General features: G+C 34.6%; 26 protein-coding genes and 2 tRNA genes. 27 read left to right on the forward strand and 1 reads right to left on the reverse strand.

What is annotated here, in order from left to right; genetic code table 11:
* The first annotated feature begins 53 nt into the window (after nt 1-53).
* Complete coding sequence (glpX, locus tag WKH12_RS06470; RefSeq protein WP_434732670.1) at nt 54-971, forward strand: class II fructose-bisphosphatase; 918 nt, start codon at nt 54-56, stop codon at nt 969-971.
* 181 nt (nt 972-1,152) lie between these two features.
* On the opposite strand, the gene WKH12_RS06475 is transcribed toward glpX, so the two are convergent.
* The gene (locus WKH12_RS06475) at nt 1,153-1,653 is read right to left on the reverse strand and encodes a hypothetical protein (RefSeq protein WP_434732301.1); all 501 of its coding nucleotides are present in this window, start codon (nt 1,651-1,653) and stop codon (nt 1,153-1,155) included.
* 181 nt (nt 1,654-1,834) lie between these two features.
* Between WKH12_RS06475 and carA the strand changes: the two genes are divergently transcribed.
* The 26 genes from carA (at nt 1,835) to WKH12_RS06605 (ending at nt 15,290) form a co-directional block, all read left to right on the forward strand.
* Nucleotides 1,835-2,926 (forward strand): glutamine-hydrolyzing carbamoyl-phosphate synthase small subunit, encoded by a 1,092-nt coding sequence (gene carA, locus WKH12_RS06480; RefSeq protein WP_434732302.1) that lies wholly within the window; start codon nt 1,835-1,837, stop codon nt 2,924-2,926.
* 114 nt (nt 2,927-3,040) lie between these two features.
* Nucleotides 3,041-3,122, forward strand: a tRNA-Tyr gene (locus WKH12_RS06485).
* 4 nt (nt 3,123-3,126) lie between these two features.
* A tRNA-Gly gene (locus WKH12_RS06490) sits at nt 3,127-3,197 on the forward strand.
* Between the two features lie 79 nt (nt 3,198-3,276).
* On the forward strand, nt 3,277-4,449 hold the full coding sequence (gene tuf / locus WKH12_RS06495) for an elongation factor Tu (protein ID WP_434732303.1): 1,173 nt from the start codon (nt 3,277-3,279) through the stop codon (nt 4,447-4,449).
* 14 nt (nt 4,450-4,463) lie between these two features.
* Nucleotides 4,464-4,784 carry a 30S ribosomal protein S10 gene (gene rpsJ / locus WKH12_RS06500; protein ID WP_096616846.1) on the forward strand — a complete coding sequence of 107 codons (321 nt, stop codon included), beginning with the start codon at nt 4,464-4,466 and terminating at the stop codon, nt 4,782-4,784.
* Nucleotides 4,785-4,793: 9 nt separating this feature from the next.
* Entirely contained in the window at nt 4,794-5,516 is a 723-nt protein-coding gene (gene rplC / locus WKH12_RS06505; protein WP_434732304.1) for a 50S ribosomal protein L3, read from the forward strand.
* Nucleotides 5,517-5,518: 2 nt separating this feature from the next.
* A complete protein-coding gene (gene rplD, locus WKH12_RS06510; RefSeq protein WP_434732305.1) occupies nt 5,519-6,133 on the forward strand; it encodes a 50S ribosomal protein L4 in 615 nt (204 codons plus the stop codon).
* Nucleotides 6,130-6,417 carry a 50S ribosomal protein L23 gene (locus tag WKH12_RS06515; RefSeq protein WP_064124642.1) on the forward strand — a complete coding sequence of 96 codons (288 nt, stop codon included), beginning with the start codon at nt 6,130-6,132 and terminating at the stop codon, nt 6,415-6,417. The genes rplD and WKH12_RS06515 overlap by 4 nt, the downstream gene beginning before the upstream one ends.
* Before the next feature lies 1 nt (nt 6,418).
* Nucleotides 6,419-7,243 carry a 50S ribosomal protein L2 gene (rplB, locus tag WKH12_RS06520; RefSeq protein ID WP_253309089.1) on the forward strand — a complete coding sequence of 275 codons (825 nt, stop codon included), beginning with the start codon at nt 6,419-6,421 and terminating at the stop codon, nt 7,241-7,243.
* 3 nt (nt 7,244-7,246) lie between these two features.
* The gene (gene rpsS, locus WKH12_RS06525) at nt 7,247-7,531 is read left to right on the forward strand and encodes a 30S ribosomal protein S19 (RefSeq protein ID WP_006279181.1); all 285 of its coding nucleotides are present in this window, start codon (nt 7,247-7,249) and stop codon (nt 7,529-7,531) included.
* A 5-nt stretch (nt 7,532-7,536) separates the two neighbouring features.
* Nucleotides 7,537-7,887: a 50S ribosomal protein L22 gene (gene rplV, locus WKH12_RS06530; RefSeq protein WP_096616838.1), complete on the forward strand. Its 351-nt coding sequence runs from the start codon at nt 7,537-7,539 to the stop codon at nt 7,885-7,887.
* Nucleotides 7,888-7,926: 39 nt separating this feature from the next.
* The gene (gene rpsC / locus WKH12_RS06535; RefSeq protein WP_253309088.1) at nt 7,927-8,541 is read left to right on the forward strand and encodes a 30S ribosomal protein S3; all 615 of its coding nucleotides are present in this window, start codon (nt 7,927-7,929) and stop codon (nt 8,539-8,541) included.
* Nucleotides 8,542-8,552: 11 nt separating this feature from the next.
* On the forward strand, nt 8,553-8,966 hold the full coding sequence (rplP, locus tag WKH12_RS06540) for a 50S ribosomal protein L16 (protein ID WP_434732306.1): 414 nt from the start codon (nt 8,553-8,555) through the stop codon (nt 8,964-8,966).
* 11 nt (nt 8,967-8,977) lie between these two features.
* The gene (gene rpmC, locus WKH12_RS06545) at nt 8,978-9,181 is read left to right on the forward strand and encodes a 50S ribosomal protein L29 (protein ID WP_006279350.1); all 204 of its coding nucleotides are present in this window, start codon (nt 8,978-8,980) and stop codon (nt 9,179-9,181) included.
* The gene (gene rpsQ, locus WKH12_RS06550; RefSeq protein WP_264732192.1) at nt 9,174-9,410 is read left to right on the forward strand and encodes a 30S ribosomal protein S17; all 237 of its coding nucleotides are present in this window, start codon (nt 9,174-9,176) and stop codon (nt 9,408-9,410) included. The genes rpmC and rpsQ overlap by 8 nt, the downstream gene beginning before the upstream one ends.
* Before the next feature lie 13 nt (nt 9,411-9,423).
* Nucleotides 9,424-9,783: a 50S ribosomal protein L14 gene (gene rplN, locus WKH12_RS06555; protein WP_006279348.1), complete on the forward strand. Its 360-nt coding sequence runs from the start codon at nt 9,424-9,426 to the stop codon at nt 9,781-9,783.
* Nucleotides 9,783-10,100 carry a 50S ribosomal protein L24 gene (gene rplX, locus WKH12_RS06560; RefSeq protein ID WP_434732307.1) on the forward strand — a complete coding sequence of 106 codons (318 nt, stop codon included), beginning with the start codon at nt 9,783-9,785 and terminating at the stop codon, nt 10,098-10,100. Before rplN ends, rplX begins: the two co-directional genes overlap by 1 nt.
* A 6-nt stretch (nt 10,101-10,106) precedes the next feature.
* Entirely contained in the window at nt 10,107-10,640 is a 534-nt protein-coding gene (gene rplE / locus WKH12_RS06565) for a 50S ribosomal protein L5 (RefSeq protein WP_010962750.1), read from the forward strand.
* Between the two features lie 16 nt (nt 10,641-10,656).
* Nucleotides 10,657-10,965 (forward strand): 30S ribosomal protein S14, encoded by a 309-nt coding sequence (gene rpsN / locus WKH12_RS06570; protein WP_064124653.1) that lies wholly within the window; start codon nt 10,657-10,659, stop codon nt 10,963-10,965.
* A 21-nt stretch (nt 10,966-10,986) separates the two neighbouring features.
* Nucleotides 10,987-11,382, forward strand: coding sequence for a 30S ribosomal protein S8 (rpsH, locus tag WKH12_RS06575; protein ID WP_064124654.1), 396 nt, complete (start codon nt 10,987-10,989; stop codon nt 11,380-11,382).
* A gap of 16 nt (nt 11,383-11,398) precedes the next feature.
* Entirely contained in the window at nt 11,399-11,944 is a 546-nt protein-coding gene (gene rplF / locus WKH12_RS06580; protein WP_253309084.1) for a 50S ribosomal protein L6, read from the forward strand.
* A 5-nt stretch (nt 11,945-11,949) separates the two neighbouring features.
* Nucleotides 11,950-12,321, forward strand: a complete 372-nt coding sequence (gene rplR, locus WKH12_RS06585) for a 50S ribosomal protein L18 (protein WP_250294835.1) — start codon at nt 11,950-11,952, stop codon at nt 12,319-12,321.
* A 12-nt stretch (nt 12,322-12,333) separates the two neighbouring features.
* Complete coding sequence (gene rpsE, locus WKH12_RS06590; RefSeq protein ID WP_253309082.1) at nt 12,334-12,846, forward strand: 30S ribosomal protein S5; 513 nt, start codon at nt 12,334-12,336, stop codon at nt 12,844-12,846.
* A 3-nt stretch (nt 12,847-12,849) separates the two neighbouring features.
* A complete protein-coding gene (rplO, locus tag WKH12_RS06595; protein WP_096616812.1) occupies nt 12,850-13,320 on the forward strand; it encodes a 50S ribosomal protein L15 in 471 nt (156 codons plus the stop codon).
* A 3-nt stretch (nt 13,321-13,323) separates the two neighbouring features.
* Entirely contained in the window at nt 13,324-14,652 is a 1,329-nt protein-coding gene (gene secY, locus WKH12_RS06600; RefSeq protein ID WP_253309081.1) for a preprotein translocase subunit SecY, read from the forward strand.
* On the forward strand, nt 14,649-15,290 hold the full coding sequence (locus WKH12_RS06605) for an adenylate kinase family protein (RefSeq protein ID WP_264732200.1): 642 nt from the start codon (nt 14,649-14,651) through the stop codon (nt 15,288-15,290). The genes secY and WKH12_RS06605 overlap by 4 nt, the downstream gene beginning before the upstream one ends.
* Nucleotides 15,291-15,326: the final 36 nt, after the last annotated feature.

Here is a 15,326-nt window from a genome sequence, read left to right on the forward strand (position 1 = left end):
ATTGCAGTTTCAAGCAGCATAATATATATTGAATATAGTTCTTAAAGCAAATGATGGAAGATTTAGCCTATAAATTAGTTAAAGTGACCGAAGCTGCAGCACTTGCTGCATATAAACTAGCAGGCTTCGGCGATGAAAAAAGGGCTGATCAAGTTGCAGTTGATGCAATGCGTACAGTATTAAATTCAATGGAAATAAATGGTACTATCGTAATTGGTGAAGGTGAGAGAGATTCAGCACCAATGCTATATATTGGCGAGAAGGTTGGCACTGGAAATGGTCCTGAAATCGACATTGCTGTTGACCCACTTGAGGGTACCACAATTTGCGCTCACTACAAACAGGGGGCAATGTCCGTTCTTGCTGCAACGAAAAAAGGTGATTTTTTACACGCACCTGATGTTTATATGGAAAAGATAGCAGTAGGAAAAAATCTCCCAGAGGGTGTAGTATCACTAAAAAATAGCATTGAAAAGAATCTAGACAATTTAGCCAAGGCAAAAGGATGTAAAGTAAATGATCTTACAGTAACTGTACTTAAACGTGAAAGGCATGATGAATTAATAGTGAAAATCAGGAAGTTAGGAGCAAAAGTTAAACTAATAGATGATGGTGATGTTGCGGCCGTAGTTTCACTAGTAAATGGCAATCATGATATGTATATCGGCATAGGAGGAGCACCAGAAGGGGTGCTTTCGGCTGCAGCGCTAAGTTCAATCGGTGGACAGATGGAGGGAAGATTAATATTTGACACGGATCAGTTAAGAGAAAGAGCAAAAAGTCTGAATATTGATGACCTAGAAAAAATCTACACCGTAAAAGACATGGCAAGAGGTGAATCAGTGTTCATTGCAACTGGAGTAACAAGCGGAGAACTTGTGGATGGAGTTGAATTTAGTCATAACGTCTGTTCAACTAGTTCTTTAATAATTCTACCTAACAAGCTGATAAAGGTGCAAGTTATAAGTTAGATTAATTATTTTTCAATATATTATGTAAGAGTTAAAGGGAGTGTTAAAATGTTAGATTCATTTTCTCAAGAAAAACTAATTGTACAAGAAGTTCCTCAAGACCGACATAAAAAGAAGGCTGAACCCTTTTCAAAACCTTCTATCTATTGTTTCTTAAACCACTCTGCTGAACGGAGACAGTTTAGGCTGCTATGCCTGGCGGCTTTGTTGGAATAAGTTTTTCAACATTGCTAACAATAAAATTGATTGTATCGTCAGCTACCTTATCGAATTTATCATTTATCTCTTTTCCTATTTTTTCATTTTTAACATATTTGTGTAGAGCTAAAGCAGTTATAGCTGCACATGCTGCAATTAAGCCAGTTTTTGCTATAATGAGCATTGATAATCCTCCTGCAAATATAAATGTTAATCCAATAGCTAGGTTTATAATTTTACTTTGTATTGTTTGTTGTGCTGCCTGATTCTGATCTACTTTTTCTTTTTCAAGAGCGTTTGATATTGTTTTTGAGAAAATTTTTACCGCGATTGTTGCAATTGCGATCATAGCTAATCCTATGGCTATTTTTGCTAAGAGAAAAAATGATGGGAACACCATCGCAAAGAATAGTAAGCCAGCTCCTACAATTAGTAACTTATTTTTAGGTTGGATTTCATTTGATATAATAAACCTCCATTTCATAACTGCCGGAGTATACCTAATATAAAATACGGAGATAGTCAACATATTTTATGAAAGGGCACGTTAAAATTTTTTCATGTTGTTCTTCGCCGCCTCGTGGTTAAATTTGGAATTTTAGAAAGAGTTACGTATTATTTGAAATTCTTGTATACTGTTTTGAATCAGTTAAATAGATAATGAAGTGCGGGACGCAGTTTTAATTTTACAAGATGGTAAATGCTTTTGGGGAAAATCAGTAGGTAAAAAAGGCAAGTGCATAGGTGAGGTCTGTTTTACCACTGGTATGAACGGTTATCAGCATACTATAACTGATCCTTCTTTTGCTGATCAAATTATAACGTTCACTTTTCCTCATATTGGTAACATTGGAATAAACCATAAAGATAATGAAGGAGAGAAAATTTTTGCAAGTGGTGTGGTTATGCGTGAACTTTCTTCTATGTCCCACCCTTCTTCATATATCAGTTTAAATGATTGGTTAGAGAAAAATAACGTGGTTGGGATATCAGGAATTGATACTAGAGCTTTAACGAGACATTTGAGAAAACATGGATCTCAAAGTGGAATGATATGCCCGTCAAGCGAGACGCATGTGTTGGACAAATTGAAGGAATACAAATCTGTAAATGGGATAGAAATAACCAATAAAGTCAGCTTGCATAGTAATTTTAAAAGTGACCTTAATGCAAAATATAGGGTTGTAATCGTTGATTTTGGCGTAAAAATCAGTATAGTTTCACGCTTAATAGAACTTGGTTGTACAGTTGAATTAATCAGACCAAGCACAGGTTTTGCTCAAAAAGTGTTGAGTATGAATCCAGATGGTATAGTGCTTTCAAATGGTCCTGGTGATCCGCAAGAAATAGGAGAAAGTGTAGTTTCAGAGATAGACATTATTATAAAATCTAAAATACCAATTTTTGGCATATGCATGGGTCATCAATTACTTGCGATTACTTTGGGAGCAAAGACCATCAAGATGGATATTGGTCACCGAGGGAGTAACCATCCAGTTTATGATGTAATTAGTGGAAAAGTTGAGATCACTAGCCAAAATCATGGTTTTGTTGTTGATTCAGCTTCTCTTCCAAGTAATGTTGAAATTACTCACATTTCTCTATTTGATAATAGTGTAGAGGGAATAATGATGAAGGATTACTCAGTCTTTTCTGTGCAATATCATCCAGAAGAAGCGCCAGGTACGCATGATTCGCATTATTTATTTAGACGTTTTATTGGCAATATTGTGTTGTATAAAATGAAATCTGCATGATTTTAATCAGGGTAGGTTTTATTGCTTGATTTTTTAATTTTAGGCGTTTAGTATTAAATACAATAAAAGCTTGAGTTAAGGTACTAAAATAGCGTTCTCTTAACAAATTTTTGTGGAGGAGTGACCGAGTGGTTAAAGGTAACAGACTGTAAATCTGTCCGCATTGCGTACGTAGGTTCGAATCCTACCTCCTCCATTGTGCGGGTATAGCTCAATGGTAGAGCTCTAGCCTTCCAAGCTAGTGACGTGGGTTCGATTCCCACTATCCGCTCTTTTTTTTTGTTGTATTTTTATAAAATCAACATATTATTTATTGATGTATTTGTATTTTAGGTAGAAAAGTTTAAATTATGACAGCAGTAGTGGAAGCATTTGGAAAGCCGCATGTAAATATGGGAACAATAGGACATGTGGATCATGGGAAGACAACGTTAACAGCGGCGATAACAAAGCATTATGGAAATTTTGTAGCGTACGATCAGATAGATAAGGCGCCAGAAGAAAGGAAAAGGGGGATAACGATAGCAACAGCGCATGTTGAGTATCAGACGGAAAAAAGGCATTATGCACACGTTGATTGTCCTGGACATGCTGACTATGTAAAGAACATGATAGTAGGTGCAGCACAGATGGATGCGGCGATATTGGTAGTGTCGGGGGTTGATGGGCCAATGCCACAAACGAGAGAGCATATATTGCTAGCGAAGCAGGTAGGTGTTGGATATATCGTGGTGTATATAAATAAAGCTGATGTTGCTGATGCTGATATGATAGATTTGGTAGAAATGGAAGTGAGGGAATTGCTGAATAAATACGGATTTCCAGGGGATGAAGTGCCTGTGGTAGTGGGGTCTGCATTGAAAGCGCTGGAGGATGACAGTAGCGAATATGGAAAGAAATCAATAGATAAATTGATGGAAAAGTTAGATGAGTATGTGGCAGTTCCACCAAGGCCTGTGGATTTACCATTTTTATTGCCAATCGAGGATGTATTTTCGATATCGGGGCGAGGAACGGTGGTAACAGGAAGGATAGAGAAGGGAGAGATAAAGACGGGAGAAGAGATAGAGATAATAGGTCTGAAAGCGACGCAAAAGACGATATGCACAGGTGTAGAAATGTTTAAGAAGTTGCTGGATAAGGGGAGTGCAGGACTCAATGTAGGAATATTGTTAAGAGGAACAAAAAGAGAAGAAGTGGAGAGAGGGCAAGTATTAGCAAAACCGGGGACGATAACGCCGCATAGAAAGTTTAGGGCGGAGGTTTATATATTAAAGCAAGAGGAAGGAGGAAGGCATACACCATTTTTTGCGAATTACCAGCCACAGTTTTATTTAAGGACAACGGATGTAACTGGGAGCATAAAATTGCTAGATGGGAAGGAGATGGTAATGCCAGGAGATAATGTGAGTGTAGAAGTAGAATTGCAAGTACCGATAGCAATGGATAAGGGATTGCGTTTTGCGATAAGAGAAGGCGGTAGAACTGTTGGTTCTGGTGTTGTTTCTGAAATTTTGGAGTGAGAGTAGTAACTAAGATGAAGCAAGATATATATATTAACATTAAGGCTTTCGATTGTTCTTTATTGGAGGAGTGTGTTCGAAAATTTGTTGATGAATTAAAGCGGTCCAATGCAAAATTATCTGGTCCGATTGCGTTGCCAAGAAAAGATTCTAAATTTATTGTTAATAGATCTCCTCACGTTGATAAAAAATCTCGTGAACAGTTTGAAATGAGAACTTCTAGGCGTTTGATTGTTTTACATGATCTTACTCCTACTATGATGCAGATGCTTACAGGTTTATCTTTTTCTGCTGGCGTAGAAGTGGATTTAAAAGTCAAGGAAGTTAAGGTTTAGGAGAAGGAAATGAAGAGAATAAATTCACTGAGGAGAATTGGTTTATTAATGACGAATATTGGTCATACTGCTATATACTCTGACAATAGTCGCATGGCTGTAACTTTATTGCATCTCAGCGAAACTTATATTGTTGATATAAAAGGACAAGATAAATGTGGCTATAATTCAGTCATTTTAGGCACAGGAGATTTTAAAAATATAGCAAAACCTCAGTTGGAATATTTAAAGAAAAAGGGTATAAATAATAAATGTAAGTTATACGAAAGTAGATTAAATGACCTGTCGGGAATAGAATGTGGTAAAAAAATGGGAATCAATCATTTTGTGGTTGGTCAATATCTTGATATTACGGGTTATTCTATAGGTAAAGGATTTGCTGGTGTGATGAAGCGGCATAACTTCAGTGGGCTTAGGGCATCTCATGGTGTTTCTATTGCTCACAGATCACAAGGTTCCACTGGTCAATGTCAGGATCCTGGTAGAGTATTCAAAGGAAAGAAAATGGCTGGTCATTTAGGTAACAGCAGAATAACTGCACAAAATATGAAGATATTATCCATTGATCATGAAAATAGTATAATTGCTGTGAAGGGTAATAATGTTCCTGGGTTTAAAAATTCCTATGTTTTTGTAAGAGATGCAGTTAAAAAATCTTTACATAAAGATGTTCCTTTTCCGGTAGGTTTACTGTTAGATGTAAATGATGATGCTAGTAATTTGGTAAGTTAGTTATGGAATGTAATTTAGTTAATCTATCTAATAATAATGTAGGTACTGCTCAGCTCAATCCTTTGATATTTTCTGCTAAGCAAAAATTGAGTATTTTGCATGATATAGTGGGATGGCAATTAGCGAAGAGAAGAGCTGGTACTCATAAAACAAAAGGTATCAGTGATGTCTCTGGTACAACAGCTAAACCTTATGGTCAAAAACGTACCGGTAGGGCAAGACAAGGGAGCTTGCGATCTCCTCAATTTAGAGGTGGTGGGATTATTTTCGGCCCTGTTGTGAGGAGTCATACTTATTCTCTTAATAAGAAGGTACGCAAATTTGGTTTAAAAATTGCTTTATCTCTAAAGTATTTAAATAATCAAGTGATTATTCTGGATAATTTAAATATTGATGTGAAGAAAACGTCTGAAATGTGTAAATGTATTAAAAATTTTAAATTTTCTTCCTTTTTGATAGTTGGTGATTATGGAGATGATTTGTTGCGTGCTGTTAGAAACTTGCATTATGTAGACTTAATCAAACCTATTGGGTTAAATGTCTTTGATATATTGAATCACGAATGCGTGATGTTGACAAAGGATACTTTAAAGCATCTTGAAGGTAGATTGTTATGATCAAATATAATAATATAATAAAATCTCCTATAATTACAGAAAAGGCCTCTTTTTTGAGGGAGAAGTTTAATAAATATTCTTTGTATGTTTTTGTAAATGTAAATAAGCGTCAAATAAAGTTGGCAATAGAGTCTCTATTTGATGTTAAAATTTCTTCTATAAATGTTGTTAGAATTAAGCCTAAATATAGGCGTTTCAGGGGTGTGATTGGTTGTGAAAAACAGAAAAAGAAAGTTTATTTTTCTTTGATAGATGGTCAAAAATTAGATATAATGAGCGTTTAATATGGGTATGAAATTTTTTAATCCTGTTACTCCGTCTTCTCGTGGGACTGTCTTAGTAAGTAAAGTTGGTTTATCAAAAGATGAGCCAGAAAAGTCTCTTACATCCGGTAAAAAGTCCAGTGGTGGAAGAAATAATTATGGTAGAATTACAACTCGTCATAGGGGTGGTGGTCACAAAAAGAAGTATAGAGTTATAGATTTTAAGCGTAATAGAAGTGGTCAGGGTATAGTTGAAAAAATAGAGTATGATCCAAATAGAAGTGGGTTTTTAGCGTTAATATCATATAAGGAAGATGATATTAAGTCTTATATATTAGCTCCTCAAGGTATGAAGCCTGGTGATATTGTTACAGCTGGAAATGATGCTGATATTTTGCCAGGTAATTGTTTGCTACTCAAGTATATACCTGTTGGTTCTTTCGTTCATAATGTTGAGCTGAAGCCAGGTAATGGTGCTGCGATTGCTAGAGCTGCTGGTTGTTATGCGCAAATCGTTGGTCGTGATGGCCAATATGTTTTATTACGACTCAGGTCTGGTCAAATTAGGTTGATTTTATCTTCTTGCAAGGCTACTATTGGTGTAGTATCTAACCCTGACCATAAGAATAGAAAGCTTGGTAAAGCTGGAAGAAGTAGGTGGCTTGGAATTAGACCTACTGTGCGTGGGGTTGCAATGAATCCGGTTGACCATCCTCATGGAGGTGGGGAAGGAAAAACCTCTGGTGGTCGTCATCCTGTTACTCCTTGGGGTGTTGCAACAAAAGGAAAGAAAACTCGGAGGAAAAATAAATCTAGTGATAAGTATATAAAACAATTGAAAGGTTAGTTTATGAGTAGATCTGCGTGGAAGCCTCCTTTTTGTCATCCTTCTATATTAAAGTCAGTGAATAATGCTTTAAACAAGGGGTTTGTTAACATGGCTATAAAAGTTCATTCCAGGGCTTCTGTAATTCTTCCTAATTGTTTAGGTTTAAAGTTTGCTGTTTATAATGGTAAGGATTACATTCCTGTTAATGTTAATGATCAGAATATGATAGGTCATAAGTTTGGTGAATTTTCGCCCACTCGTAAATTTACTGGGCATAGTGGTGATAAAAAGGCGACAAGAAGGTAATTGATATGAAAAACAGAGATGTAATAGTTAAAGCTGGTTCTAGGGTTTTAAAATCAACTCCTCGTAAATTGAATTTGGTTGCTGGTTTAGTACGTAATAAAAAAGTTTCTTTTGCCACTGTGCAATTAAGATTTTGTGAAAAGAAAGCTGCGGGTCTTATAAGGAAGGTATTAAATTCTGCGATTGCTAATGCTCAATATAATTATGGATTGGATATCGATAATTTATATATAAAAGAAATTTCAATAGGTAAGTCTCTTACTTTGCGTAGGGTATGTCCAAAAGCTATGGGTAGAGCTAATAGAGTTAGTAAACGTTATAGTAATATAACTGTAAAATTGGGAGAAATTATATGATTCATAAAAATAGAAAATTAATAAGGAAAGTGCAAAAGTATGGGAAACGTTAATCCTAAAGGATTTAGGTTAAAAATAATTAATACTTGGTCATCTGTTTGGTATGCTGAGAAGGGTTATAAACAAGGGTTGCATCAAGATTTATCTATTCGCAGTTATATAAATGAATCTTTTAAGCATGCTGGTGTTTCTAAAGTAATTATAGAGCGTACAATCGATTTGGTGTCTGTAATAATACATTCTTCTAGACCTGGAGTGATAATAGGTAAGAAAGGCTCAGATATTGAGAAGATAAAGCAAAAAATAGCTGAAAAAGTAAAAAATAATGTGGAAGTGAATGTAGTAGGAGTTAAAAGGTCTGAAATAGATGCAGTTTTAATATCAAGCAGCATTGCACAACAGTTAGAAAAAAGGGTTTCATTTAGAAGAGCGATGAAAAAAGCTATTCAAAGTTGTTTGAGGATGGGTGCTAGAGGTATTAAAGTAAGTTGTTCTGGGCGCCTTGGCGGAGCTGAGATAGCTCGTACTGAATGGTATAAAGAAGGTCGTTTGCCTTTACACACTTTACGTGCTAATATAGATTATGCTTTTTGTGAAGCAAAAACTATATATGGTATTATAGGAGTTAAGGTTTGGGTTTATATTGGTAATTAAGGTATATTGAGATGTTTGTTCCCAAAAAGAGTAAATATAAGAAGGTATTTAAGGGGCGAATTAAGGGTAATACAAAAGGTGGTAGCACATTATCTTTTGGAGATTATGGCTTAAAAGCTGTAGAAGCAGGTAGGATTCAGTCTAAGCATATTGAAACTGCAAGGCGTGTAATATCTAGAACATTAAAACGCTCTGGTAAAGTGTGGATAAGAATTTTTCCTGATACCCCTGTTAGTAAAAAGCCGGCAGATGTACGTATGGGTAAGGGAAAAAGTAGTGTTGAATTTTGGGTGTTTAAAGCTAAGCCCGGTAGAATGTTGTTTGAGATTAGCAGTGATGTTCCCATGCATTTAGCAAGATTGGCGCTTGAAAAGGCAACCGCTAAGCTTCCTATGAAGTGTAAATTTGTATCTAATCATAATTAAATGGAGTTGCAATGGATATAGCTGACATTGAATCGAGGTCTTCACAAGAATTGCATGAAATTCTTGTAAATTTGAGAAAAGAGTTTGTTAATTTGGTTTTTCAAAAGAAGTTGGGGCAGTGCAACAATATTTCGCGTTTTAGCTTAATAAGAAAGAGCATAGCTCGTATTCTAACTACATTAAATAAAAGAAGAAGAGAGGAAAAGAATGCCTAAAAAGGTTTTTTGTGGTACTGTAACTAAGGCTAAGTGTGATAAGACTGTAAAGGTTTCGGTATTACAAGTGTATAAGGATCAGCTGTATAAAAAGGTTATAAAAAAATACAAGAAGTATACAGCACATGATGAGAATAATAGTTGTAAAGAAGGGGACAAGGTTTTAATACAAGAACACAAGCCTATTTCTACTACTAAAAAATGGGTTGTTGTTAATAGCTCACATTGAATAGGATATTTATATGATTCAAAAAAATACATTGTTGGAAGTAGCTGATAATTCTGGTGCGCGTGCAGTGCTTTGTATTGGTTTATTGGGTGGTAGAAAGTCTGCATCTATAGGTGACACAGTTATTGTATCTACTAAATCTATTACTCCAAGAGGGAAGGTTGAGAAGGGAAAAGTATATAGAGCAGTTGTGGTGAGGGTGAAAAGCCCTATTAGAAAATCTGATGGTTCTGTAATTCGTTTTTCTAGCAATGCTGTAGTTTTGATTAACGATCAAGGTGAACCACTTGGCACTCGGGTATTTGGTCCGGTAAAAAAGTTATCATCTGGTTCTTTTATGAAGATAATGTCATTAGCTGTTGAGGTTTTATAATGAGTGCTAAAATAAAAAGTAGTGACGACGTTATAGTTTTAACTGGTAGAGATAAGGGAAAAATTGGTAAAGTGATTAAAGTTGTGGCATGTGATGCTAAAAAGAAAGTAATTGTTTCTGGGGTAAATGTACATAAGAGACACACTAAACCAAAAGCTGGTAGTAGTGGTGGTATATTAAATAAAGAGTTAGCTATTGATATATCCAACGTTGCAACATTAGACCCTAAATATAAAACTCCAACTAGAGTGGGGTTTAAGGTTATAGACGGTAGAAAAGTGCGTTTTGCAAAAGTTTCTGGAGAAGTGATAGATTAGGTTGATATGTTTAAAGAATTGTATAAAGATAGCATAGTAAAGTCCTTAAAGGATAAGTTTAATTACGGCAATATCATGCAAGTGCCTAAACTTGTCAAGGTGTGTATCAATATGGGCGTTGGAGATGCTGCTACAGATAGTAAAGCAATAAATGAACCACTTGATAGCCTATATTTGATTGCTGGGCAGAAGCCTTTATCAACTTTTGCAAAAAAATCTATTTCTGGCTTCAAGATCAGAAAAGGTGCTACAGTAGGTTGCAAAGTAACTTTGCGTAGAGATAAAATGTATGAGTTTTTAGAAAGATTGATATATATTGCTTTGCCAAGGGAAAAAGATTTTAGAGGATTTAGTGTGAAGCAATTTGACGGTAATGGTAATTTTTCCTTTGGTATAAAGGAACATATCTCGTTTTTAGAAATAGACTATGATAAAATAAGTAAAATTAGAGGTATGGATATTAATATTATAACAAGTGCAGTTAGTGATAAGGAAGCAAAGGAATTATTACTGGCTCTTAAATTTCCTTTTTTTGATTAATTGAGAGGAGAAATATATGGCAAAAAAATCTATGATAGAAAGAAATCTTCGCAGAATAAAGCTGTGCGATCAATATAAAGAAAAAAGAGAGAAATTGAAATCTATAATAAATAATAAGAATTTGTCTATTGTAGAAAGGTTTACAGCTCAAAATAAATTAATTAAAAAATTGCCTAGAAATTCTTCTAAAACCAAAATTAGAAATAGGTGTGCTTTAACTGGGAGACCAAGAGGAGTATATAGAAAATTTGGTTTATGTAGAATTGTTTTGCGTGATTTATGTTCTTTTGGGCAAGTTCCAGGAGTTACAAAGTCTAGTTGGTAAATATAATATAAGGAGTATATTGTGGCGTTATCTGATAGTATTGGTGATTTTTTAACAAGGATACGTAATGCTCAATTGGCAATGCATAGAACAACAAGAGTGTTGTTTTCTAAAGTGAATTCTTCTATACTGAAGATTTTAAAAGATGAAGGGTATATCCTTGATTATGAAAAGCAAGTTGTAGATAATTTACCTTCTTTCATTGTAAAATTGAAGTATTATGAGAAGTCACCTGTAATTAGTGACATAGTTAGGGTGTCAAAGCCTGGTTGTCGTTGTTATTCTAAGTATAAGGACATTTCTAAAGCATATAATGGTCTTGGTATTTTTATTATATCGACACCCAAAGGAGTGATGACTGATTATAATGCACATAAGTTAAAGGTTGGTGGAGAAGTTTTGTGTCGTGTGTTTTAAATAATAGGAGAAATTCATGTCTCGTATAGGTGCTGCTCCTATCAATATTCCTGCTGGTATTTCAGTTGAATATAATAATGGTAGGATGTTAATAAAGAGTGCTAAGGCTGAAAAAGAGCTTAGCTTAATCAGTGATGTTGTGTGCCGGATTGTTGATAATCAGCTACTCCTTTCTGTGGATCAAGATAAAGATGATTATGATGAAATAAAGCCTATGTGGGGCACTTATAGGAGTAATATTAATAATATTATTAACGGCATGGTTGATGGTTTTTCTGTTAATCTTGAGATTAATGGTGTTGGATATAAGGCAGAGTGTGATGGTAAGTATTTGACTTTGTATCTTGGTTATAGCCATAATGTTAAATATAAAGTTCCTAAAGATGTTGAGATTAAGTGCATAAAGCCAACTCACTTAGTAGTTAGTGGTATGGATAAGCAAAAAGTCTATATGGTGGCATCTGATATATGCAGGATTAGGAAGTACGATCCTTATAAAGGTAAGGGTATTGTAATAAAGGGTAAATTTATGTTGCGTAAAGTTGTAAGTAAAAAGAAGTAATTAAGATGAGAAGGTTATATAATTTTTTAAGTAACTATGAAAAAAGGAAGTTGCGTAATAGAGCGAAGCTTGACAAGAGCGCTGAACGTTTGCGTATATCCATATTTAAATCTAATAGGCATTTTTATGTCCAGTTAATTAATGATGTAAAAGGAGTAACTCTCACTTCAGCTTCTACTTTGGATGCTAAAATTAAGGATGTATGTAAAGGAAAAGTCAATGCTGAAACTATAAAACAGGTTTCTTCTTTAATGATTGAGCGCTTATCTGGTCTGAAATTAGAACAAAAGCTAGTATTTGATCGTGGAGCGTATAAATATACAGGATTAGTTTCTCAATTTGCTGAGGCTTTAAGAAGTTCTGGATTTGAGTTTTAGAAGGTTTTGAATATGGCTATAAAGAATTTACAAAATAATAATGATTTATCAGAGCTTTTAGTTTCGGTACGAAGAGTAACAACGGTTACCAAAGGTGGCAGAAGATTTTCATTTTCAATTTTGGTTGTTGTTGGTGATGGGAAGGGTAGGGTAGGATGTGGAATAGGTAAGCACGCAGAAGTTGCTGAAGCAAGAGTCAAAGCTGTAAATGCTGCAAAGAAATCGATGATTAGAGTGTACTTGCGTGAAGGTAGAACTTTGCATCATGATATTAAAGCTAAATTTTGTTCTGGTGAGATAGTTTTAAGAACCGCAAGAGCCGGAACAGGTATTATTGCTGGTGGAGCGATTAGATCAGTTTTTGAGGTGTTAGGTATAAAGGATGTGGTAGCTAAATCCACTAGATCAAATAATCCTCATAATGTTATATGTGCGGTATTTAAGGCTTTTGATAGTATGTTATCTCCTCGTCAGGTAGCAAGCAAAAGAGGCAAAAAGATTAGCGAGATAGTTGGAAACAGGTAAAGTATGAATAATGCTGTAAAATTAAACTCTATATTTACTAAGTTATCTAAGAAAAAGAAGCCTAAGTTGCTGGGTAGAGGTATCGGTTGTGGTAAAGGTAAAACATCCGGTAGAGGGCATAAAGGGCAAAAGGCTAGAAGTGGAGTTTCCATAAATGGTTTTGAGGGTGGACAACAGTCTATATATACTCGTTTGCCTAAAAGAGGTTTTAAGCCTATACGTAGGAACATATATTCTATAATTAATGTTGGCGATATACAGCGCTTAATGGAAGCTAAAAAAATAGTGAAAGACTCTGTTATAGATAAGGAGAGGCTGTATAGATTAGGTTTTATAAAGTCTATTAAGGATAAAATTAAACTTCTTAATAAAGGTAAGTTGAGCGAAAAATTTGTGTTTCATGTTGATTTTGCGTCAGAAGCTGCAAAAAAATCTGTAGCTTCAGTTGGTGGTAGTGTGGAAATACTATCGTAAATCATGGGGAATAAATCCGCATTTAATAGCTTGGATCCTACGTTGTTATATAAAGGCGATTTATTAAAACGTATATTTTTTACGCTAATAGCTTTAATTTGCTATCGCTTGGGTACTTATGTGCCTATTCCTGGAATTAATCTTGATGTAATTAATGATATATTTCCCAAAGAGGGCTCAGGTGTTTTTGGAGTATTTAATTTATTTTCTGGTGGTGCATTGGCTAGAATGACAATTCTAGCATTGAACGTTATGCCATATATAATGGCTTCTATCATTATTCAGTTGCTTTCTTCTGCGATTAAAGGAATGAAGGAAGTTAAGAATGATGGAGAGTCAGGCCGTAGAAAGATGAATTCTTATATACGCTACCTGACCATAGTAATTTGTGTATTTCAATCAATTCCAATTTTGGTTGGATTGGAAGGGATGAATAGGGAAGGGGTATTGGTTGTAATCGAACCTGGTGTTATGTTTCGTACAATAGGTGTTTTCAGCCTTTTAGGTGGAACTATGCTTTTAATATGGCTTGGTGAACGAATCAGTGCTAGCGGTATAGGCAATGGTATCTCATTAATCATTTTCACGGGCATAATATCAGAGTTACACAGCGCTTTGTCATCTCTGTTAACGTTAAATAAAAACGGTAGCGTATCGTTATTTATTATCCTTTTTGTTTTGGTATTGTTTTTTTTGCTGCTAGTCTTAGTCATTTTTGTAGAGTCTTCTTATAGAAAAGTTATTGTTCAACATCCTAAAAAGCAATTTAAAAGATTACATAATGACGATTTTACTTATATTCCATTGAAGATTAATTTATCTGGTGTAGTACCAACCATTTTTGCTAATGCAATTTTATTGACACCTATTTCAATTGCAAATTTCTATAAGGGGCACGCTTTTTCTGATTTTATTTTAAATTACTTTATGGCAAATAAAGTAGTATATATTGTAGCCTATTTGGTGCTGATAGTATTTTTTAATTTTTTCTATACCAATTTTATATTTAATCCAGAGGAAAACGCAGATTTTCTTAAAAAAAATGGTGGTTTTATACCTGGTAGAAGGCCTGGGAAACATACTTCTGATTACCTTCAAGATATAGTTTTTAAGTTGACATTCATTGGCTCTGCGTATTTGGTAGTCATATGTACTGTACCTGAAGTTATGAGATATTATTATGATATACCATTTATTTTTGGTGGGACGAGTCTACTGATTATAGTGAACGTTATTACTGATACTATTATGCAAATACAATCTTATATTTTTTCGAATAGGTACGATAGCTGGATAAAGAAATATGAGTCTAAAACGAGGAAAGTAAGATGATCATTACGATTTTTGGTCCTCCAGGTTCTGGTAAAGGTACTCAGTCAAGCTTGTTAATAGCAAAATATAATTTAAAATTAATTTCAGTGGGGGATTTATTAAGGAATATTATATCTGATGGCAGTGAGTTAGGTAAAAAAATAAAGGGTACCGTGGAATCTGGTAATTTAATTCAAGATGAAATTATATGTGGATTATTGCATGACCAGCTTGCATTAATGGATGATAATTGCTTATTAGATGGTTTTCCGAGAAATTTAAACCAGGCTCATTTTTTGACTCAAGTTTTGCAAGAAAAATATAATAGGGATGTTGATATTGTAATTGAACTGCAGCTTGACGATAATATTGCAATCGATAGATTAAAAAATCGTCTCGCGTGTTTGGACTGTAAAAGCATATATAGTGTATCTTCTTTTAAGAGTACTACTTGTGCTAAATGTAAAAGTACGAGGTTAGAGAAAAGAATTGATGATGCTGATATGTCTGCAATTAATAAGAGAATAAGTGAATATCACCTTCAAATGAAAGGTTTACGCGAGTATTATAAAGGCAAATTATTAACAATTGACGCTAATTTGAGTGTTGATGAGGTAACGCAAGAGATTGAAAGTAAAATTTCTTGTAATTTGGTTTGACTCTGAGTTGTTTTATGGTATAAATTAAGAGTTGTT

Source organism: Wolbachia endosymbiont of Zygogramma bicolorata, assembly GCF_051130665.1.
Taxonomy (GTDB): domain Bacteria; phylum Pseudomonadota; class Alphaproteobacteria; order Rickettsiales; family Anaplasmataceae; genus Wolbachia.